Genomic DNA, 19,643 nt, shown 5'->3' with positions numbered 1-19,643 from the left:
CCGGCACCTAAAAAAGACATAAATTAGGGAGTCAAATCTGAGATAATGCGAATTGTACAAGAATTATTATTTGTCATCCTGTTTGGGACAGCCGTATACCTTTTCTCCCGAAAGGCCGGCCAGATAAGGAAAAACATCTTGCTTGGACGGGATAAAGACCTGAACGATCATCCCGACCTGCGTTGGAAAAATTTACTCCTGCTGGCATTTGGCCAGCAAAAGATGTTCCGCAACCCACTGGTAGCTGTACTCCACTTTTTTGTGTATGCCGGCTTCCTGATTATTAATATTGAAATACTGGAAATTATCCTGGATGGTATCCTTGGGCAACATCGTTTATTCGTTCCCGTACTGGGAGGTTTGTATCCTGTTTTAATCGGTTTATTTGAGATACTGGCAGTACTGGTTATTACCGGCTGCGCCATATTCCTGGTACGCAGGAATATTTTAAAGCTGAAACGCTTTATCAGCAAAGATCTCGATGGGTGGCCACGTTCCGATGCCAACTACATCCTGATTACTGAAATAGTGCTGATGCTGCTCTTCCTGACCATGAATACCGCTGACCAGGCCTTACAAGCCAGGGGCGCCGCGCATTATATCCCTACCGGCAACTTCTGGATTTCTGGTATGCTTACGCCTGCATTTGCGGGCATGTCTGATGGCACCATCGAAATAATAGAGCGGAGCTGCTGGTGGCTGCACATTGCCGGGGTACTGGCTTTCCTGAACTATCTCCCCTACTCCAAGCACCTGCATATTATCCTGGCCTTTCCCAATGCCTACTATGCCAGCCTGGAACCTAAAGGCGAAATGGAAAATATGCCTGCCGTACAACACGAAGTACAGCTGATGCTGCAACCTGAACTGGCTGCCAATGCACCGGCTTCGGATACTATGCCTAAATTCGGCGCCAAAGATGTAACAGATCTTACCTGGAAAAACTTATTGGATGCCTACAGCTGTACGGAGTGTGGACGCTGTACCGCCGCCTGCCCGGCCAATATCACCGGTAAGCTGTTGTCGCCCCGTAAAATTATGATGGATACCCGCGACCGCCTGGAGGAAGTAGGCCGCAACATCAAAGCCAATAACGGCACATTTACAGACGACAACAAAACACTGTTGCGCAACTATATCACCGAAGAAGAACTGCGCGCTTGCACCACCTGCAATGCCTGTGTACAGGAATGCCCCGTAAGCATCAACCCACTGGATATTATCCTGCAACTGCGCCGCCACCTGGTGATGGAGGAATCCAGCGCCCCGGCGGAATGGACCGGGATGTTCAGCAATATTGAAAATAATATGGCTCCCTGGAAATTCAGTATGGACGACCGGGATAAATGGGCTACAGAATAACCAATTTAAAAAAGATACGAATGCATATAAAAACAATGGCAGAATATGCCGCGAACGGAGAAACCCCTGAGGTCCTTTTCTGGGTGGGTTGTGCAGGCAGTTTTGATCAGCGTGCTCAAAAAATAACAAAAGCATTTGCCACTATATTGGATAAAGTAGGAATTTCCTTTGCCATACTGGGTAAGGAAGAAAGCTGTACAGGAGATCCTGCAAGAAGAGCCGGCAATGAGTTCATTTTCCAGATGATGGCACAGAACAACATACAGCTATTGAATATGTATGGCGTGAAAAAAATTGTGACTGCCTGTCCACATTGTTTTAATACACTGAAGAATGAATATCCCGCGCTGGGCGGCAACTACGAAGTAATACATCATACCAGCTTCCTGCAATCACTCATCGATGAAGGCCGGATTAAAATGCAGGAAGGTGGCTCCTTTAAAGGGAAAAAAATCACCTATCATGATTCCTGTTATCTCGGGCGCGCCAATAATATATATGAAGCGCCCCGTAAAGTATTGGAAACGCTCGACGCCGAACTGATAGAAATGAAACGTTGCCGGAGTAAAGGACTTTGCTGCGGCGCCGGCGGCGCACAGATGTTCAAAGAAGAAGAGAAAGGGACCACCCGGATCAACTTCGAACGCGGACAGGAAGCCGTAGCTACCGGCGCCTCCGTGATTGCGGCTAACTGCCCCTTCTGCATGACCATGCTAACTGATGGCATAAAGGAAGCCGGTAAAGAAGAAAACGTAAAAGTGCTCGACATCGCAGAATTAATCGAGCAAAGCATGAAATAAATTCATTTGCGTAAATTTGCGGTATGAATATGAACAACATCTTCCCTGCAGACTTCTCTCCGGCCTCCAGGGTGTGGATATACCAGAGCAACAGACCATTCAACGAACAGGAGATACTTGAGATAAATGAGCAGCTGCACCAGTTCACTGCCCAATGGAACGCTCACGGCGCACCCGTAAAGGGCTGGGGACAGGTAGTGCTGAACCACGTGATTATTCTCATTGCAGATGAATCCCAGACTACGGTAAGTGGTTGCAGTACAGATAGTTCCGTTAGAATCATTAAAAGCATAGAAAGGCAGTACGGGGTAAATATGTTTGATCGCCTGCTGCTGGGCTTTATCGTAAAAGATAAGGTACAACTCCTGCCGATGGCCCAGGTGCCCTACGCACTGGAAAAAGGCTATATCGATGAAAACACACTCTACCTGAATAATACCGTACTCACTAAGCAAGAGCTGGATACACAGTGGCTGTTGCCGCTGAAAGACAGCTGGGTAGGGAAAAAACTGGCAGCGAAAGCATAGTCAGGTATAAGATATTGAAATGAGGGCGTATCAAAAGTAATTAGATGGCTCTGAGAATTGTATAAACAAAAATTCTCTCCATCAGGTACTCGAATAAAATCGGGAAAAATTACTTTTGACACCCCTCATTTTTATGCTACGCAATTTCTAATTGGGTCAGTTCTTTTCCTAATTCCCGTACTCCTCCTAAAATTTTGTGCACTTGTTTTTCACTTGGTTTTTTGGAGCCGGCAATGTATTGTGATAATAAAGTATAATTCATTCCTATGCGCTGTGCAAAGGCCTTTGCATTTATCTCGCTATAATATTCAAAAAACTGCCTTAAATCGAGGCTTACCACTACATCTTTCTCCGTAACTGGTTTTTGATGTTTGTAAGCCCTGTATTCATTCATAGCCTCTAAAACACGTTGTTTCAGTTCTTTCATGTGCTTGCCTGTAGTACCAACGGGGGTAGACTCAAAATCAGAAGCATAGGCGGAGTATCCGGTAGCTGTTTTTTCAACTACAAATAAGTGTTTTTTCATATTTCGTCGTGATTTTATTTAATTATTTCAATCCTGCCTGTTTTAAAATCCGTATCTCTAATCCTCTACCCATCTCAGCACTTCCATGATCGGGGAAAACTATTTCAATGCCGGGTTTACTTGGATGTATCATAATTAAGTGGCTTCCTTTACCGCTTCTCAATATCTGCCAGCCCGCTCTCATTAATATCCGCTTTAACTCAGAACATTTCATGACATTTACTCATCATGCAAAGGTATATTATAATATACTTTTCAGCAATTAAAAAAGTATATTATAATACACCCATTTTTAATCTTGCTGCCATTCTGTCATTTTGTTGTTTTTATTACTTATTTTTGCCTTCCAAAATTTTTGTCAGGATGCTTGATCTGGAAACTAAAGTGCATGATGAAAGTCGCCAGGGAGAAGCTTATGCTCCCGCCGTGACTGGCACCCAAACATATACTAAAAAATTTTACATTGAAAGCTACGGCTGTGCAATGAATTTCAACGATAGTGAAATTGTTGCCTCCATACTTGGGCAAGAGGGCTATGGCCCTACCCGCAACGCAGAAGAAGCAAGTCTCATTCTCCTCAATACCTGTTCCATCCGTGAAAAAGCGGAACAAACCGTTCGTAAACGACTCACCGAATTCAAAAAACTGAAACGGGAAACACCTGGCATGCTGGTGGGCGTTTTAGGCTGTATGGCCGAACGCATCAAAGGAAAGCTCCTGGAAGAAGAGAAACTGGTTGACCTGGTAGTGGGCCCGGATGCCTATCGCAGCCTCCCTGCCCTGATTGCAGAAGCGGAAACCGGGCAAAAATCAGTGAATGTATTATTGAGCCGTGAAGAAACCTACGGCGATATCAGCCCGGTAAGACTGGATAACAACGGGGTTACCTCCTTTGTGTCTATTATGAGAGGTTGTAACAATATGTGTACTTTCTGCGTAGTACCGTTCACCCGTGGCCGGGAACGTAGCCGCGATGCTTATTCCATCGTACGGGAAGCCCGCGAACTGTTCGACAACGGTTACCGGGAAGTCACACTCCTCGGGCAAAACGTTGACTCTTACTACTGGACCAGTGCCGATGGCAGCGAAACCATCACCTTCGCCATGTTGCTGGAAAAAGTAGCACAGATTGATCCATTGCTCCGCGTACGCTTCAGCACCTCCCATCCGAAAGATATTACCGACGAAGTACTCTTTATCATGCAGCGGTATGAGAATATCTGCAACTATATTCACCTGCCGGTACAAAGCGGCAGCTCCCGTATCCTGCAGCTCATGAACCGTACTTATACCAGGGAATGGTACATGAAGAAAGTAGACCGTATCAAAGAATTGCTTCCTGACTGTGGCCTGTCGACCGACATCATCTGTGGCTTCTGCACGGAAACGGAAGAAGATCACCAGGATACCCTCAGTCTCATGAAATACGCCCAGTACGACCTGGCCTATATGTATTTCTATTCCGAACGCCCGGGCACCCTGGCGGAACGCCGCTATGACGACGATATCCCGGAAGAAGTAAAGAAAAGAAGGCTGGCCGAAGTAGTGGAATTACACCGCAAACATTCACAGGCAGGGATGGAAAGAGAAGTAGGAAAGACCTTCAAGGTATTGGTAGAAGGGACGTCCAAACGCTCTGCCGAGCAGCTTTTTGGCCGCAACGACCAAAACAAAGTCATTGTTTTCCCTAAAGAAAACTTCAAAAAAGGCGACTATGTAATGGTAAAGGTTGAAAGCTGTACCTCTGGTACCCTGATAGGAAAAGCCGTACAATAGCTGCCGGCAGATAACAATGCCGCTATAAATTTAACCATCAAACATATGAACAACCGCTTATGGACATACAGGCTATAAAAAACAGGTTTGGCATTATTGGTAGTAGTCCCGCACTCAACTACGCATTGCAGGTGGCTGTTCAGGTGGCCAACACCGACCTCACGGTACTGATTAACGGAGAAAGTGGGGTGGGTAAGGAAGTATTTTCCCAGATCATTCATTCCCTCAGCGCACGTAAGCACAATCCCTTTATTGCGGTGAACTGCGGCGCTATCCCGGAAGGAACCATCGATTCAGAGCTTTTCGGCCATGAAAAAGGATCCTTTACCGGTGCGGTAGACAGCCGTAAAGGTTACTTCGAAACCGTTAACGGCGGTACCATCTTCCTTGATGAAATCGGGGAAATGCCCATGGGCACACAAGCCCGCCTGTTGCGCGTATTGGAAACCGGTGAATATATCCGCGTGGGTTCCTCCAAAGTACAGAAAACCGATGTACGCGTAGTCGCCGCCACCAACCGTGATTTACTGGAACGTACCCAACAGGGCAAATTCAGAGAGGATCTGTATTATCGGCTCAATACCGTGCCTATCCGCGTTCCCGCCCTGCGCGACCGCAAAGAAGACATTCCCCTGTTATTCAGGAAATTCTCGGTAGACTTCTCCGAAAAATATAAAACTCCTTCTATACAACTGGATGAAGAAGCCCGTAATATACTGGTGAATTATCCCTGGAGAGGTAATATCCGCGAATTGAAAAATATTGCAGAACAGATTTCTGTATTATCGTCAGATAAACTGGTGACAGCCAACGACCTGAAACGTTTCCTTCCCGATCAGCCGGAAGTAAACCGTTTACCAATGTTGGCCGCTCCACAGCAGCAAAACAGCGATTTTGCCAGTGAAAGGGATATACTGTATAAGCTGTTCTTCGATATGAAGAAAGATGTAACTGAGGTAAAGAAAATGTTCTTCGATATCCTGCAGAATCCCAATATGGCACATGCGGCCGAGTATCACCCGGAGAATAATCACGTACTGCATAGTTTCCCTGCCACCACAGATCTGGGCACGCCATCGGGCAGCAACATCGCCACGGCACAACCCATTATCATCTCTGATAATAAAATTGATCATCACGAAGAAGTAGAAGAAACATTGTCTATTGCCGATAAAGAGAAAGAACTCATTGTAAAAGCGCTGAAAAAACATAAAGGCAAACGTAAAGATGCCGCGCTGGACCTGGGTATTTCGGAAAGAACCCTTTACCGCAAGCTCAAAGAATATAACATCGCAGAATAAACGAATTTAATATCAGCACTACAATGATAAAAAGTATTAAAACATGGCTGTCGGTAGCTGTACTAGCGGTATCCGCAGCAGGTTGCAGCGTGAAATATTCTGCTACCGGCGCCAGTATAGACCAGGGCGCTTCTACGGTGAACGTGCGCTTTATTGAAAACAGGGCACCGATCAACAATCCCACTCTGAGCCAGAAACTGACACAGAAACTGCGCGATAAAATCACCTCACAGACCCGTCTGACACAGATCAACGAGAACGCACCGAAGGCCGACTACGAATTCAAAGCTACTATTACCGGGTATTCCTTCTCCAACGCGGCGGTTACCAACGTTGACCAGGCAGCCACCTCCCGTTTGAACGTGACCGTTAACGTAGTATTCATTAAACGTATAGGCGATAAAAAAGGATTTACCCAGTCATTTTCCCGTTCTGCTGAGTTCAAGGCTACCCAGCTGCCCAGCACCGTGGAAAACGGACTACTGGATGATCAGATCATCCCCGGTATCACAGATGATATCTTCAACAGGGCTTTTGCGAACTGGTAACCGGTAACTCATTTTTTATTACATTAGTAACCTATGACGGTAAACAGGATTATATCGCATGTGTTTCTACAGTCTTCCCTGCAACAGGTGGACGAAGCTGTAATGGAGCAACTCGTAGCAGATCACCCTTATTTTGCGGCAGGCAGGCTGTTACTGGCCAAAAAAGTATACCAGCAAACCGGTAATCTTCAAAGCGATGCCGTGAAAAAAGCGCTGTTGTATACCGACCAGCACCATTATGCCTACCAACTGATCACTGGTGACATGCCGGAAAGTACGCACGTTGAAGAAGATGCCACTACCTCTATCGCTGCGGAAATAGCACAAGACACTACCTTACCGGTAGCAGAAGACCGCATTGCACCCGTAATCCCCGAAGATGCCCTGCCACAGCAGGAACCGGGGAATATGATTGCCGCCGTCCACAGCCCTGCAGAAATCCCGGCACCAGAAGCTACTGTTTCCGTCGCACCCGAAGGTATCGTTCCGGAAGAAAACATTGCAGCCACCATCGCCGCGGAAATAGTACAGGAAACTACCTTGCCCGTAGTGGAAGACCGCATTGCACCCATAATTCCGGAAGATGCCCTGCCACAGCAAGACATTATTCACCATACACCGCTTGCCGTGGCCGACTTTGAACAGGATACCAAAGTGCTTCCTGCAAACGCCACCACAGTAATACCCCCTCCTGCACTGGTTGACCTACCGGTAGCGGAAGAAGAAGATCCTTCTCCGGGGCCTATTAAAATATTCCCATTGGCAGTAGATACAACAGAAACGGAACTTACTTTCCAACCTTTATACACCGACGACTATTTCGCTTATAAAAGATTGAAAAATCCGGAAGAAGCTGATGAATTAAGCATACAGCGCGCCGCAGAAATGAAAAGCTTTACTTCCTGGCTGCGGCAGATGAAAGACAACTTTGTGGGTAAAACCAGCAAAGATTGGTACCAGCAGCAACTGCACCGCATTTATGAAGAAGACGAAGAACCGGAAGTGTCTGAAACCGTAGAGAAAATGGCTATGAACTCTATTGTATTCAACAACGACATCGTTTCAGAAACGCTGGCAGAAATCTGGATACGCCAGCATCAATACGGCAACGCGATTAAGATATATCAAAAATTAAGTTTGCTTAATCCCGACAAAAACGCTTATTTTGCGCAAAAGATATTAGAACTAAAGTCACTAACAGACAAAAAATAAACAATAATTTCTATGTTGATAATTTTCGGTATCCTGATCATATTAGCCTGTGTGTTGTTAGGCTTCTTTGTGCTGATCCAGAATCCTAAAGGTGGCGGATTATCCGGCAGCTTCGGTGGTGTTGGTAATCAGGTGATTGGGGTGCGTCAGACTACTGACGTGTTGGAAAAAGGTACCTGGATCCTGGCGATAGTGATCGCATTACTCTGCCTGACTGCTCCTTTTTTCATTGGTAAAACCAGCAAAGTACAACAAATGGCTCCCAGTGCAATAGAAAAAGCAGCTGGTGGTCAACCAGTAGTACCACAGGCTCCGGCTCAGCAACCTGCCGGTGCTCCGGCTCCGGCCCCTGCTCCTGCACAGAAATAAATAACATATTGAATAATAATATTTAAAACCTCGCCGTTAAAAGCGAGGTTTTTTTTAATGGCGACTGACAGAGTATATTGAAAAACCAGCTGATAGCGCGCATTCGCCCCACTCTAATGTCCAACACTATCTATGGCAAAAAAAAGTAAACAACCCAGCTCAAAGTCTGTCTGGATAAGGCGAATACTGGTTATTGCCGGCTGCCTGCTGGCCGGAGCCCTGGTATACATCTCCTATCGCGTATTTGGTCCCAACACCAAAGCTTTTGGCGATAGCAAATATTTCTATGTCCGTACCAACAGCACTTATGCTAATGTGCTGGATGGACTGGAAGAACAAGGCATCATTCGCAACCGCAACAGCTTCAATTGGGTAGCTCAACAGCTGGATTATCCTTCCCGGGTAAAAGCCGGCCGGTATAAGATTAACCGGGGGATGAGCAATTTCGATATCGCCCGCATGCTGCGCTCGGGGAAACAATCACCCGTAGACCTGGTTATCAATAAAATACGCACCAAGGACGATTTTGTCAGGAAGATAGCCAATAACCTGGAAGCCGATTCCACAGTGTTGCGCTCGCTGATGGCCGACGCAGTATACCTCCGTCAGTTTGGCCTCGATACCAACACCGTGATGTGCGGGGTACTGCCTAATACGTATGAGTTTTACTGGAATACCGGCGCGGAAGCCGTCTTCAAAAAACTGGAAAAAGCCAGGATGGCTTTCTGGACGGACGACCGGAAAGAAAAAGCCTCCAAGCTGGGCCTGTCTATCAATGAAGTGACCATACTGGCCTCCATCGTGGAAGAGGAATCGAATAAAAACGATGAAAAGCCGCTGATCTCCAGCGTATACCTGAACCGCTACCGTAAAGGCATGCGCCTGCAGGCCGATCCTACTGTGAAGTTTGCCTTGCAGGACTTTGGATTGAAACGGATAAGGGAAAATCACACCCTGTTCGATTCTCCGTATAATACCTACCGTTATAGCGGATTTCCCCCCGGTCCTATCTGTACCCCGTCAGAAAAAACATTAAATGCCGTATTAAACACACCTGATACAGATTACCTGTATTTTTGCGCCAGATCCGATTTTTCCGGTTACCATGCCTTTGCAGCCACCTACGAAGAGCACCTGGTGAATGCCAGGAAATACCAGGCAGAACTCAATAAAAGAGGATTCTAGCAAACACTATATTATATTTAATTATTCCCTTATTTTAACAGTAATAAACGCTGTTGAAATAAGGGAATAATCAATTTTAAAAAATAAACTTGCCGTTTAAACCCGAAAACATCATTCTACATTCCCGCCCCTACCGCCGGTTGGTGGAAAGGACTAAAACCCTTATCCTGCCCGGATTTGAGGGGTTACCGCTGTATGATGTACTTAAACACTTCGGACAGGAAACCAAAAACAGGGGCCTGGGCGACCGCGCCAGGGCCATCTCTTTCAACTTCCTGCTGGCCATTCCGCCCTTCTTTATCTTCCTCTTTACCCTGGTACCTTATATACCGGTAAAAAATATAGAGCCTACTCTCTATGACCTGGCCCAGGATCTGACACCCAACTATAATACCTACATGATTGTGCGGGGAATGATCCACGATTTCCTGTATACCCACCGTAATGGGTTGCTCTCCATCGCCTTCTTGATGGGTTTCTTTTACTCGTCTAACGGCGTCATGGGCATACTCCGCTCCTTCTCCAAAATACAGGGCGCCGGCTTCCGGAAAAGAAAATGGTGGCAAAACCGGTTAATCGCCCTCCAGCTTACTGCCATATTGGTACTGTTGCTGTTGGTTACCGTAGCGCTCATTATTGCCCAGGGTACCACGCTCCGCTGGCTGTTCAACCTGGTAGGCATTACCAGCGCCCCATTAAGAAATGTGCTCGATATTGCCAGATGGGTAGTGATTGTAATGCTATTTTACTCGGTCAACGCAGTACTCTATCGCATCGGCGCGGCTACCACACGCAAATGGAAATTCATTACCGCCGGCGCTACGGTGGCCACAGTTTGTATGATCCTCGTTACCATCGGCTTCTCCTGGTTTGTTAACAACTTCGGCAACTACAATAAAATCTATGGCTCTATCGGTACCATCCTGGTACTTATGCTCTGGATCTTCTTCAATTCATTCTTTCTCCTCGTAGGCTTTGAGTTAAATGCCAGCATCCGGAGTGTGAGCGACGCAAGACAAGAAGAAAAATCCAGCACTACCCCGCTATCCGCCAGATAGTCAATTTATTACTTTTTTACACTTGATAATTATTTTTATTTTGTAATTTTCTTCTATATCTTGATATGATTATTTGCCAAACACATGCAAATAACTGTCGCATTTACTATATTTAGTCCGGACCTGAAAACCATTTGTTATGATGAAGGCCACCTTTTATTTATCCTGTTGTACTGTACTACTTTCTTCATTTCAACCTGAACTGGAAATACCGTTGGAGCCGGGCGGCTTATTACCTAAATCCGAGCTCAACTGTACGGATGTGTCAGGCAAAGAGATTTCCCTGAATACTGCCAAACAGGAAAACGGGCTGCTGGTGATCTTTTGCAGTAATAGCTGTCCTTATATGCAACGGAATCACGACCGGCTGCGCGAGGTATGTACTTATGCCCGTAAAAACAAAATCGGTGTGGTAATGGTCAACTCCAATGAAGCAGCCCGTAATGACCTGGAATCCTTTGCAGCGATGAAGGAATATGCCATCCGACAACAATTTAGCTGGTATTACGTGGTGGATAAGAAAGCCGTGCTGGCAGATGCCTTTGACGCCAATCACACCCCTGAATGCTTTTTATTTAATAAGAATAGCCGCCTGGCCTATAACGGAGGGATTGATGATAGCCCGGGAAATGCCGATGCAGTAAAAACACGGCTGCTTCATAATGCCATTAATGACATGCTGGCCGGAAAACCGGTAGCAGTAAATACTTCCCATAGCCTGGGTTGTAATATAAAGCGCAACCTATAAGGGGTACAAACTGTTTTGAAGGCAGCTATTTTGCACGGCTGGTGCAAAACAGCTGCTTTTTTATTGCTTTTATTGTCCTACCAGGAACACCGCGTTGCCGAACAACAACTTACCGTTTTCCCAGAAGCTTCTGAATAATGGGTTATCTGCCAGGATAATCAACTGACCACTGCCCATTTCCTTCACCCCAAACAGTAATCCGTCTTTCAGCTGCGCCCGGGTATCTGCACCCACAAAACCACTGAGGTAACTGTCTTTCTTCAATACGCCTACATTCCAGCCGCCATTTTCAATGAAATCATACAAATGGGCATCCTGCTTTAGGGTATAATAGTAAGGGCCATAGCCAAATGCCAGCGGATGGGTAGTGTCCAGCTGCACTTTATAAATAGCGCCTGGAACAAACTGGCGGATACTCTCTCGTTCCCTATTGGCGTAGGGCTTCAGGATATCGTAGTTATTGACAGGGGCAACTTTTCCCTTATCGTCCTTCTGTTCTTCTTCTTTTTCTTTTTCTTTCTTCAGTTTTATGCCCCAGTCCAAACCGGCCAGTCCCACCGCAGCACCCTCGATGGTAATAAGTTTACCGCCATTGTTCACCCATTCTTTCAAGCGCTCTGCAGCAGCCTTATCACTGAATAATTTATAGTTGCCTTCCGGTAAGATCAGGACATCGGTCTGATCCCAGTTGACATCTCCTAAATTTCGTTCATTCACTACCGTTAGAGGATAATCCAGCTGTTGCTCAAAGAAATGCCAGATTTCCCCTGTGCCCAGTGAAGAAACGCCGTCGCCGGTCAGCAACATTACGCTGGGCTTTTTGATGAACCGGATTTTATCAGAACCAAAGTCAGTTCCCTTATCTACAAATCCGCTGGACACTGCGTCGAGGGAGATTTTGAAACGATTGGCCTGTGAGGTAATAAACTGGTCGAACTGGTCGCCACGGGTGGAATTACCGGAACGGGTGATGATCAGCGTACCGGCAGAGAAGTCCTTTCCACCAACGCTAAAAGGCGCCTCTGTAAAACGTACTTTAATATCATGCTGCAATAACGCCGACAGGAACTTCACGTCACGTACGCTGTTCCATTGGGCCAGGTAGGCATAAGGCTTCTGGGCCGATAACGGCGTGTTGTTACGTATAGTTGCCGTGGTGGCCGCTGGTGTAAGCGGCTGTTTTACGGCATAGGAAGTGAGCCCGTAAGCATAGGGCAGCGCCCAGGCAGTAATATCATAGGTTACGGAATCTGTCAGGTGAGATACTGGCTCAAACAGTACCCGCAGCATATTGGAGTGAGGCTGAAAGGCGCTGATCACCAGGTCTTCTTTATCGATGGTAAAGGACTCCGTTTTGCCGGTGAAATAGTTAAATCCACTGGCACTGCCTGTATTGGCGCCATAGCCTACTTCAATATTATTCCGGCGCAGGAGATCGGCCAGCGCATTCAGCTTTTCAGTGTTGCCGTTGGCTTTCACCACATAGGCTTTATAGCCTCCCTGCGGCGTTTTCTGGGCTGTCTGAAAATAATGGGCATATTCCGTGATGATCTTTCCGGCTTGCAGGGAAGCTACTTCAATGGTAGACATCCCCGTGGTAAAATGATGTGCAATACGATCAGATAAGGTCAGGGTATCGCCATCTCTCTTCAGCACAGCCACACCTGCCCTTCCGCTGCCCCCCTGTTCATAGGTCATGCCAATAGCTCCGTTATACATGGGATAAGTGTCGCCATAGCTGGGATAGAACAAGTCGAAACGCTCCCTGGTAAAGTACAACCAGCCCTGCTGATCAAAATATTTTGCATTATTGCGGCCTATCAACACCTGTATTTCCCGCTGCCAGGGCGTAATGGCATCATGGAACGGTTCTGCTGCCGGCGCGAAATAATAAGGTGCTTCTATTTCCTGCTCGTGAAAGTCAACGTGGAGTTGGGGCATCCATTGGTTGTATTTCGCGATCCGTTGTTGCGATTCTTTCTGTGTTTGCCAGGCCCAGTCGCGGTTTAGGTCAAAATAGTAGTGATTGGACCTTCCACCGGGCCACGGCTCATTATGCTCGCGGGACCAGGCGTATACATTGGGTTTCACCGCGCGGGTAGCATTATAAAAATTCACGTATCGCTCCCTCCCATCTGGGTTCAGGCAGGGGTCAATAATGACTACGGTATTTTTCAGCCACTGCTGCGTTTGTGCATTGGCGTTATTCACCAGTTCATAGAGCGTTTGCATCGCCGCTTCTGTAGATACGGCTTCATTACCGTGTACATTGTAGCTTAGCCATACAATAACCGGCTCCTCTCCGTTGCTGCTGCCGCGGGCATTGGAAAGATCAAGGCTATGCTGCCGGATTTCTTCCAGGCGGCCAAAATTTTCCGGGGAGGCTACAATGGCCATCATCAGGGGCCGGCCTTCGTAAGTGGTGCCATACTGTTCCAGCTTTATATTTTTAGCGGTAGCAGCTACCTGCCTGAAATAGTCGAGTACCCGGTAATGAGGAGTAAACTGAGCCCCCAGGGGATAGCCGAGGAATTGATCCGGAGTAGGTACCTGGGCATGGGTATAAAGAAAGCCCAGCATCACGAACGTCAATAAAACGAGTCTGTGCATAGAAAGCCTGATAATTAGACACGTAAGGTAGGAATTGTTTTCCGGTTATGGCTGTTTGAATGAAGGTTTCCCCTGTTCTCAGGATGATAAATTTCCTATAGTTCGGCGCTTATCTTAATTTAGCTTCAAACACGATACCCATGCGTTTCCTGATCCTGCTCGGACTGGCGGTGTGTACCTGGCAGACCGGCCGTGCCCAACAACCCATAGATGATCTACATCCTTTCGATTATACGATTGAGAAAGACATCAAAGTATTGCATGGTGCTGTAGTATCAGCACATCCCCTGGCCAGCCGGGTGGGCGCCATGATACTGCAACAGGGTGGGAATGCCATCGACGCCGCCATTGCCACCCAGCTGGCGCTGGCAGTGGTATACCCCGGCGCCGGTAACCTTGGCGGCGGTGGATTCCTCGTGGGGCATCTGAAAAATGGACGCAATATAGCTATCGACTACCGCGAAACCGCCCCGGCTAGCGCCAGCAGGGATATGTATCTCGACTCAGCAGGCAATCCCATTACCCAGCTTAGCCTGGATGGACACCTGGCGGCCGGCGTCCCCGGCACCGTAGCGGGACTCTTTACTTCCATGAAATACGCCAAACTGCCTTTCTCCAAACTAATAGCTCCTGCTATCCGGCTGGCAGAGAAAGGATTCGTGATCACAGCAGCCGAGGCCAATGGGCTAAACGCCGCCAGAGCCGATTTCGAAAGACTAAATACCAGCAAAACAGCATTCGTTAAAGATCAACCCTGGAAAGCAGGCGATACCCTGATTCAGAAGGAGCTGGCACATACGCTCACGCTTATACGCAATAAAGGCGCAGCCGGGTTTTACCAGGGTGAAACTGCCGCTAATATCGTAGCAGAAATGAAAAGAGGCCATGGTATCATCTCCCTCCAGGACCTGAAAAACTACAAGGCCCGTGAAAGAGACGCCGTAGCTTTTAACTACAAAGGCTATACGATTGTAACCATGCCTCTGCCTTCCAGCGGAGGCATTTGCCTGCAACAGCTGATGGGGATGGTGGAAAACTATCCGTTGTCGCAATGGGGCTTTCAATCCCCACAGTCTGTACAATTGATGGTGGAAGCAGAACGCAGAGCCTACGCCGACCGTGCACAGTTCCTGGGCGACCCCGACTTTGTGAAAGTACCAGTAGCAAAATTGACCAACAAAAAATACCTGGCCGCCCGCATGCAAGACTTCACGCCAGGCAAGGCCGGTTCCAGCGATAAAACCAAAGCTGGCGTACTGCCAGAAAGTGAAGAAACTACCCATCTAAGTGTTATCGATGAAGACGGGAATGCCGTGGCGGTAACCACTACGCTCAATGGCCACTTCGGTAGCAGAACGGTAGTGGGCAAATCCGGCTTTTTGCTCAATAACGAAATGGATGACTTCAGCGTAAAACCCGGCGTACCTAATATGTATGGCCTGGTAGGCACCGAAGCCAACTCCATTGCACCATCCAAGCGCATGCTCAGCTCCATGACGCCTACCCTGGTATTACAACAAAACCAGGTGCTATATTCTCTCGGTACTCCCGGAGGGTCTACCATCATCACGTCTGTCTTCCAGGCATTGATGAACACCCTGGAATTTGGTATGTCGCCGGCAGATGCCATTAATAAGCCCAAATTTCACCACCAGTGGCTACCGGATGAAATTGCCGTGGAAAAAGACTTTCCCGACAGCACCATCCAGGCGCTGGAAGCCATGGGATATAAAATTAATAACCGTGGGCCCATAGGCCGCACCGAAATCATTAAAAGAGCTCCTGAGAGCCGCTTTCTGGAAGCATCCGGCGATAAACGGGGCGATGATAGTGCGGCAGGATACTAAATCAATAACACCCAAATACCTTTTTTATGTCCTTCCAATCCATCTATCTGCAAAGCGTATTAAACCGGCTGGAAACCCACCGGCAGCTGGGACAGAAAACCATTGAAAGATTAGATACCGCGCAACTGCACTGGCAACCTGCTGGAGAACCCAACAGCATTGCTCATATTATACAACACCTGCATGGTAACATGCTATCGCGCTGGACCGATTTCCTGACAACCGATGGGGAAAAGCCCAACCGGGACCGGGACCAGGAATTTGAAGAACACGATACCACCGCTGCCCAACTGCTGGAACAATGGAATGAAGGCTGGGACTGTATGATGAATGCGATCCGCAGCCTGCAGGAAAGTGACCTCGACAGAACCGTTTTTATCCGCAATGAACCGCATATCGTAGTAGATGCCATCAATCGCCAGCTGGCGCATGTACCCTACCACGTAGGCCAGATCGTATATATCGGCAAAATGATCCTCCAGGATAAATGGCAAAGCCTGTCTATCCCCAAAGGAGGATCGGCCGCCTTTAACAAAGCAAAAACAGGGAATAAATAATTCATGAAAATACGTATAGTCCTGTCCGTTATATCCGCCTTAGGACTGATGGCAGCCTGCAAGAGCCAACAGAACAATGAACTGTTAATGAATAAAAAGTGGCGGGTATATGACGTAAAAGTGCCGCCCGACGCGCCTATCAGCAACACCCAGTACATCCAGGCAGAAGATCTTAAAAAGACCTACTACCGGGATGCCTACTACCAGTTTCTGAAAGGAAATGTTTTCGTAGCTACCATTGCCGGCAGATCGGATACCGGTAAATATTTTATACTCAGTAATGGCGCCATGATTTCTGTTACCGCTAAAAACGGTGACCGGAAAGTGGAGAACCTGGTCACCATTACGAAGTTAACCGACAATTACTTCGATATGAAAGTAACCTCGACTGATTTCCAATTTATCCTTTGTACCAAAAAAGAATAAAGCCAGATGCAGTATACAGATCATACGCCCGGCAGAACCACCTTACTGGAAGGCCGGACCTGTTTGTTTTTTTCGGGATTTGCTTACCTGGGGTTGCACCAGCAGCCTGCCTTTAAGGCATTGCTGGCACAGGGAGTGGAAAAATATGGCACCGTTTTCCCGTCCTCCAGGGCTGGTAACTTACGATTATCCTTATATGAAGAAATAGAACATGCGCTTTGTACACTGCTGCACCTGCAGTCGGCCGCCGTATTTTCCTCCGGCTTCCTCGCCTCCCAGGCGGCCGTGCATTATGCGCTCACCTGTGGAAAACCACTATATGCGCCGGATACGCATCCTGCGTTGTGGGGACTGCCGGCCGCGCTTCCCCTCGTAACCCGGGAAGAGTGGATCCGCCAAACAATTGAACAGGTAAACAGTCACCCCGATCATACCTTTGTGATTATCACCGACGCCGTGAACCCGCTGACCAGCACGCTGCACCCTTTTCAATGGCTGCAGGAACTGGAACGCAAAGTGCTGGTGGTAGCCGACGACTCCCATGGTATAGGAATACTGGGCCCCGCAGGACAAGGCAGTATTCACTTTATGCCGAAAACGCCTCATGTGCGTTACCTGCTCACCGCCTCCCTGGCTAAAGCTTACAGCATACAAGGCGGCGTGGTAGCCGGATCATCCGCAGATATTATGGCCTTAAAAAAGAGTCCTCTTTTTGCAGGAAGCACTCCTATGATGCCCGCCAATGCCCATGCCTGGCTGCATGCAGGGGAACTGATACAAAAAATGCGCAAACTGTTATTACTGAATATTACGCATATGCTGCAAACCTTGTCAGATCTTCCGGTGCATAATCCGCATGGGTTACCGGCATTTATCCTGCCACCGGGAGAAGCATTGGTAAAATCGCTGGAAGACCGCGATATCATTATCTCCAGTTTTCCTTACCCCCAGCCACAGAGTGTACCCGTGAACAGAGCCGTGGTATCTGCGTTGCATTTGCGGGAAGATATCAACACGCTACACCAGTTCCTAAAAGAAATTGTCTGAACCAGGATCACTCCCGGTTCAGACAATCTATACGCCATAACGGTATCCTTATCAGATATGCGTTACTTTCGGCAGTTTTATTTCTACTACATATACGCCTGCTTTCATCAAACGGAAGGCAAACAGCGGATTGGCGCTACCAATCTTACTGGTTAAAGCCGGATCCACCTTTAAAAAAGCGGAAGGAACACGATAATACATCAGGTAATTCCAATTGGTACCTCCACTGGAATACTTGCTCAGTGGAAACGGTGCAATTTCAAAATTACAGATCATCGCGGTATCCGTATACTGAATAGGGTGGAACCTGGCGTAGTTTTCGAAGCGGGGCCGGTCGCCGCGCTTGATAATTTCTCCTTTATTCGGGTTAAATGGCTTTCCATTCTTATCCGTAATTTTCAGAATCACAGATGCACCACTTTCATTCACACGGGTAATGGTCATCGTAGGCGCTCCCATGGGTATAGTAGCAGAGCCATCATCGGGGAAGAAATTACAATTGGCTGTTGTTTCCGTTATCAAAGGCGGATCGACGGTAGTCATGGTAGCAATATTCTTGTACACCTTAGATCCTGCCACATTAGATACCTGGATATCATACTCATAAGTAACACCCAATGGTAAACTATCTGTGGCCCCATTGAATATGAACTGGCCACTTGTCAAAAACACAAATGGTTTCAGGTTTTTAAGGGTACGCTTCTTATTCACCTGCTCGATGGTGGTATCAACGGCAGGATCTACCGATGCCGTGTATACGTATACCGGGTACTCCTTAAAAAATTCATCTGCATGTTTTTTGGTATCTGCCCTTCTCACATCCAATAAGGTAATGGTCATTGGCTGCGTAGTCCCGTCGGCCAGGATGGCATTAGTTTTCTGGAAAGGGTTACCCCGTTGTATCGTAAGAGGATTATCAGGCACATAGAGTCCATCACTCAAAAAACCTTCATCGATCTTTTTACATCCTCCCATGAGCACACCCAGCAGGATAGCAGGTCCCAGTAATTTTTTCAGGCTATATTTTTCAGACATACTTTTAAGTTTTTTGATAAATGACTATTTCCAGTAAAAGGCATGTTTGTTTTCCAATACATGCAACACGCCCGTAGTGGTGATAATGCCAGTAGTTTGCAGGATGTTTGTTTTGTCCTTATCACCGTCGGGGTAACCATCAGGCAGCGGATCCGGATCCAGGCCATTGATGATTTTAGCTATCGACAGGTAACGCACTCCTGAAGAAAGTATATCGGAATAGTCGCCTGATTTTACCTGCTTGAAAGCAAAGCTCTCTCCCACTTTATTCTTATACACCTGGGCTTCCAGTGATAAGTCTGCTCTTACAATCTTGCCGTCGAACATATAAGCCATCAGGGAGTCGCGCAGTTCAGGTGCTTTCAGGCTATCGATGGTGTATTTAACGTTCTCATCGTTTGTAGCTTTTTGCAACTGGATCGTCCGCAATGCCAGGAACGTTTTAATAGAATAATCGGTAGGTGCAATAAAAGTAATATTGCTATTTACCGTTTCCTTTAAACCGGCTTTATCGATCAGCAAAATCAGTGTATCAAACAGCGGATTCGCCTTCAGGTAATCGTAAGTGGTCATTGGTGTATGATCATTGGTGGGACTGCCTCCAATAAAGTGGTCATCCTTTTTACAGGCGGTAAACAACAACGCCAGCAACAGCATAGCCCATCCGCCCCGGGTAGTATATATTTTCAGTTTGTTCATGTAAATACGT

The 19,643-nt window shown here is 47.2% G+C and carries 20 protein-coding genes; 15 read left to right on the top strand and 5 right to left on the bottom strand.

Features of this window, described 5'->3' with window-relative positions; genetic code table 11:
- Positions 1 to 45 precede the first annotated feature (45 nt).
- From FHW36_RS11945 to FHW36_RS11935, 3 genes are read left to right on the top strand one after another with little or no spacing between them, the layout of a single operon-like run.
- The gene (locus FHW36_RS11945; protein ID WP_145668168.1) at positions 46 to 1,362 is read left to right on the top strand and encodes a (Fe-S)-binding protein; all 1,317 of its coding nucleotides are present in this window, start codon (positions 46 to 48) and stop codon (positions 1,360 to 1,362) included.
- Between the two features lie 20 nt (positions 1,363 to 1,382).
- Positions 1,383 to 2,162, top strand: a complete 780-nt coding sequence (locus FHW36_RS11940; protein ID WP_145668154.1) for a (Fe-S)-binding protein — start codon at positions 1,383 to 1,385, stop codon at positions 2,160 to 2,162.
- 23 nt (positions 2,163 to 2,185) lie between these two features.
- A complete protein-coding gene (locus tag FHW36_RS11935; protein WP_145668141.1) occupies positions 2,186 to 2,689 on the top strand; it encodes a hypothetical protein in 504 nt (167 codons plus the stop codon).
- A gap of 136 nt (positions 2,690 to 2,825) precedes the next feature.
- Here the strand turns inward: FHW36_RS11935 and FHW36_RS11930 are convergent, their stop codons facing one another.
- Both FHW36_RS11930 and FHW36_RS31050 read right to left on the bottom strand, forming a co-directional pair.
- Positions 2,826 to 3,215: an XRE family transcriptional regulator gene (locus FHW36_RS11930; protein ID WP_145668138.1), complete on the bottom strand. Its 390-nt coding sequence runs from the start codon at positions 3,213 to 3,215 to the stop codon at positions 2,826 to 2,828.
- A gap of 22 nt (positions 3,216 to 3,237) precedes the next feature.
- Complete coding sequence (locus tag FHW36_RS31050; protein WP_145668135.1) at positions 3,238 to 3,429, bottom strand: type II toxin-antitoxin system HicA family toxin; 192 nt, start codon at positions 3,427 to 3,429, stop codon at positions 3,238 to 3,240.
- A gap of 149 nt (positions 3,430 to 3,578) precedes the next feature.
- Between FHW36_RS31050 and miaB the strand changes: the two genes are divergently transcribed.
- The 8 genes from miaB to FHW36_RS11885 all read left to right on the top strand — a co-directional run bounded on the left by miaB (position 3,579) and on the right by FHW36_RS11885 (position 11,412).
- Positions 3,579 to 4,991 (top strand): tRNA (N6-isopentenyl adenosine(37)-C2)-methylthiotransferase MiaB, encoded by a 1,413-nt coding sequence (gene miaB / locus FHW36_RS11920; RefSeq protein WP_145668132.1) that lies wholly within the window; start codon positions 3,579 to 3,581, stop codon positions 4,989 to 4,991.
- A gap of 59 nt (positions 4,992 to 5,050) precedes the next feature.
- Positions 5,051 to 6,292 carry a sigma-54 interaction domain-containing protein gene (locus FHW36_RS11915; RefSeq protein ID WP_145668130.1) on the top strand — a complete coding sequence of 414 codons (1,242 nt, stop codon included), beginning with the start codon at positions 5,051 to 5,053 and terminating at the stop codon, positions 6,290 to 6,292.
- Positions 6,293 to 6,315: 23 nt separating this feature from the next.
- Complete coding sequence (gene lptE, locus FHW36_RS11910) at positions 6,316 to 6,840, top strand: LPS assembly lipoprotein LptE (RefSeq protein ID WP_145668118.1); 525 nt, start codon at positions 6,316 to 6,318, stop codon at positions 6,838 to 6,840.
- Between the two features lie 33 nt (positions 6,841 to 6,873).
- Entirely contained in the window at positions 6,874 to 8,052 is a 1,179-nt protein-coding gene (locus FHW36_RS11905) for a hypothetical protein (RefSeq protein ID WP_145668105.1), read from the top strand.
- A gap of 12 nt (positions 8,053 to 8,064) precedes the next feature.
- Positions 8,065 to 8,421 carry a preprotein translocase subunit SecG gene (gene secG, locus FHW36_RS11900; RefSeq protein WP_145668095.1) on the top strand — a complete coding sequence of 119 codons (357 nt, stop codon included), beginning with the start codon at positions 8,065 to 8,067 and terminating at the stop codon, positions 8,419 to 8,421.
- Positions 8,422 to 8,553: 132 nt separating this feature from the next.
- Positions 8,554 to 9,606: an endolytic transglycosylase MltG gene (gene mltG / locus FHW36_RS11895; RefSeq protein WP_145668092.1), complete on the top strand. Its 1,053-nt coding sequence runs from the start codon at positions 8,554 to 8,556 to the stop codon at positions 9,604 to 9,606.
- Positions 9,607 to 9,695: 89 nt separating this feature from the next.
- On the top strand, positions 9,696 to 10,664 hold the full coding sequence (locus tag FHW36_RS11890) for a YihY/virulence factor BrkB family protein (RefSeq protein WP_186452402.1): 969 nt from the start codon (positions 9,696 to 9,698) through the stop codon (positions 10,662 to 10,664).
- Positions 10,665 to 10,803: 139 nt separating this feature from the next.
- Positions 10,804 to 11,412 (top strand): redoxin domain-containing protein, encoded by a 609-nt coding sequence (locus FHW36_RS11885; protein ID WP_246121138.1) that lies wholly within the window; start codon positions 10,804 to 10,806, stop codon positions 11,410 to 11,412.
- Between the two features lie 69 nt (positions 11,413 to 11,481).
- Here the strand turns inward: FHW36_RS11885 and FHW36_RS11880 are convergent, their stop codons facing one another.
- Positions 11,482 to 14,022 (bottom strand): M14 family metallopeptidase, encoded by a 2,541-nt coding sequence (locus tag FHW36_RS11880; RefSeq protein WP_145668087.1) that lies wholly within the window; start codon positions 14,020 to 14,022, stop codon positions 11,482 to 11,484.
- Positions 14,023 to 14,162: 140 nt separating this feature from the next.
- Between FHW36_RS11880 and ggt the strand changes: the two genes are divergently transcribed.
- The 4 genes from ggt to FHW36_RS11860 are packed head-to-tail and all read left to right on the top strand — an operon-like array spanning position 14,163 to position 17,899.
- On the top strand, positions 14,163 to 15,869 hold the full coding sequence (ggt, locus tag FHW36_RS11875; RefSeq protein ID WP_145668084.1) for a gamma-glutamyltransferase: 1,707 nt from the start codon (positions 14,163 to 14,165) through the stop codon (positions 15,867 to 15,869).
- Positions 15,870 to 15,895: 26 nt separating this feature from the next.
- Entirely contained in the window at positions 15,896 to 16,426 is a 531-nt protein-coding gene (locus FHW36_RS11870; protein WP_145668081.1) for a DUF1572 family protein, read from the top strand.
- 3 nt (positions 16,427 to 16,429) lie between these two features.
- On the top strand, positions 16,430 to 16,852 hold the full coding sequence (locus tag FHW36_RS11865) for a hypothetical protein (protein WP_145668078.1): 423 nt from the start codon (positions 16,430 to 16,432) through the stop codon (positions 16,850 to 16,852).
- A 6-nt stretch (positions 16,853 to 16,858) separates the two neighbouring features.
- On the top strand, positions 16,859 to 17,899 hold the full coding sequence (locus FHW36_RS11860; protein ID WP_145668076.1) for an aminotransferase class I/II-fold pyridoxal phosphate-dependent enzyme: 1,041 nt from the start codon (positions 16,859 to 16,861) through the stop codon (positions 17,897 to 17,899).
- Between the two features lie 51 nt (positions 17,900 to 17,950).
- Here FHW36_RS11860 and FHW36_RS11855 read toward each other — a convergent pair whose 3' ends face one another.
- Positions 17,951 to 18,934 (bottom strand): DUF5007 domain-containing protein, encoded by a 984-nt coding sequence (locus FHW36_RS11855; protein WP_145668073.1) that lies wholly within the window; start codon positions 18,932 to 18,934, stop codon positions 17,951 to 17,953.
- A gap of 24 nt (positions 18,935 to 18,958) precedes the next feature.
- A complete protein-coding gene (locus FHW36_RS11850) occupies positions 18,959 to 19,633 on the bottom strand; it encodes a fasciclin domain-containing protein (protein WP_145668071.1) in 675 nt (224 codons plus the stop codon).
- Between the last annotated feature and the right edge of the window lie 10 nt (positions 19,634 to 19,643).

Origin of the sequence: Chitinophaga polysaccharea, from assembly GCF_007829335.1 — a bacterium.
Classification (GTDB): Bacteria; Bacteroidota; Bacteroidia; order Chitinophagales; family Chitinophagaceae; genus Chitinophaga; species Chitinophaga polysaccharea_B.
This window is presented reverse-complemented; position numbering and strand designations above follow the sequence as displayed.

Excerpts from the sequence above, each read along its gene's own strand:
- FHW36_RS11940 (WP_145668154.1), top strand. The coding sequence starts at position 1,383 with ATGCATATAAAAACAATGGCAGAATATGCCGCGAACGGAGAAACCCCT.
- FHW36_RS11945 (WP_145668168.1), top strand. The coding sequence starts at position 46 with ATGCGAATTGTACAAGAATTATTATTTGTCATCCTGTTTGGGACAGCC.
- FHW36_RS11865 (WP_145668078.1), top strand. The coding sequence starts at position 16,430 with ATGAAAATACGTATAGTCCTGTCCGTTATATCCGCCTTAGGACTGATG.
- FHW36_RS31050 (WP_145668135.1), bottom strand. The coding sequence starts at position 3,429 with ATGAAATGTTCTGAGTTAAAGCGGATATTAATGAGAGCGGGCTGGCAG.
- lptE (WP_145668118.1), top strand. The coding sequence starts at position 6,316 with ATGATAAAAAGTATTAAAACATGGCTGTCGGTAGCTGTACTAGCGGTA.
- mltG (WP_145668092.1), top strand. The coding sequence starts at position 8,554 with ATGGCAAAAAAAAGTAAACAACCCAGCTCAAAGTCTGTCTGGATAAGG.
- FHW36_RS11855 (WP_145668073.1), bottom strand. The coding sequence starts at position 18,934 with ATGTCTGAAAAATATAGCCTGAAAAAATTACTGGGACCTGCTATCCTG.
- FHW36_RS11850 (WP_145668071.1), bottom strand. The coding sequence starts at position 19,633 with ATGAACAAACTGAAAATATATACTACCCGGGGCGGATGGGCTATGCTG.
- secG (WP_145668095.1), top strand. The coding sequence starts at position 8,065 with ATGTTGATAATTTTCGGTATCCTGATCATATTAGCCTGTGTGTTGTTA.
- FHW36_RS11870 (WP_145668081.1), top strand. The coding sequence starts at position 15,896 with ATGTCCTTCCAATCCATCTATCTGCAAAGCGTATTAAACCGGCTGGAA.
- FHW36_RS11905 (WP_145668105.1), top strand. The coding sequence starts at position 6,874 with ATGACGGTAAACAGGATTATATCGCATGTGTTTCTACAGTCTTCCCTG.
- FHW36_RS11935 (WP_145668141.1), top strand. The coding sequence starts at position 2,186 with ATGAATATGAACAACATCTTCCCTGCAGACTTCTCTCCGGCCTCCAGG.
- FHW36_RS11885 (WP_246121138.1), top strand. The coding sequence starts at position 10,804 with ATGATGAAGGCCACCTTTTATTTATCCTGTTGTACTGTACTACTTTCT.
- FHW36_RS11860 (WP_145668076.1), top strand. The coding sequence starts at position 16,859 with ATGCAGTATACAGATCATACGCCCGGCAGAACCACCTTACTGGAAGGC.
- miaB (WP_145668132.1), top strand. The coding sequence starts at position 3,579 with ATGCTTGATCTGGAAACTAAAGTGCATGATGAAAGTCGCCAGGGAGAA.
- ggt (WP_145668084.1), top strand. The coding sequence starts at position 14,163 with ATGCGTTTCCTGATCCTGCTCGGACTGGCGGTGTGTACCTGGCAGACC.
- FHW36_RS11915 (WP_145668130.1), top strand. The coding sequence starts at position 5,051 with ATGGACATACAGGCTATAAAAAACAGGTTTGGCATTATTGGTAGTAGT.
- FHW36_RS11880 (WP_145668087.1), bottom strand. The coding sequence starts at position 14,022 with ATGCACAGACTCGTTTTATTGACGTTCGTGATGCTGGGCTTTCTTTAT.
- FHW36_RS11930 (WP_145668138.1), bottom strand. The coding sequence starts at position 3,215 with ATGAAAAAACACTTATTTGTAGTTGAAAAAACAGCTACCGGATACTCC.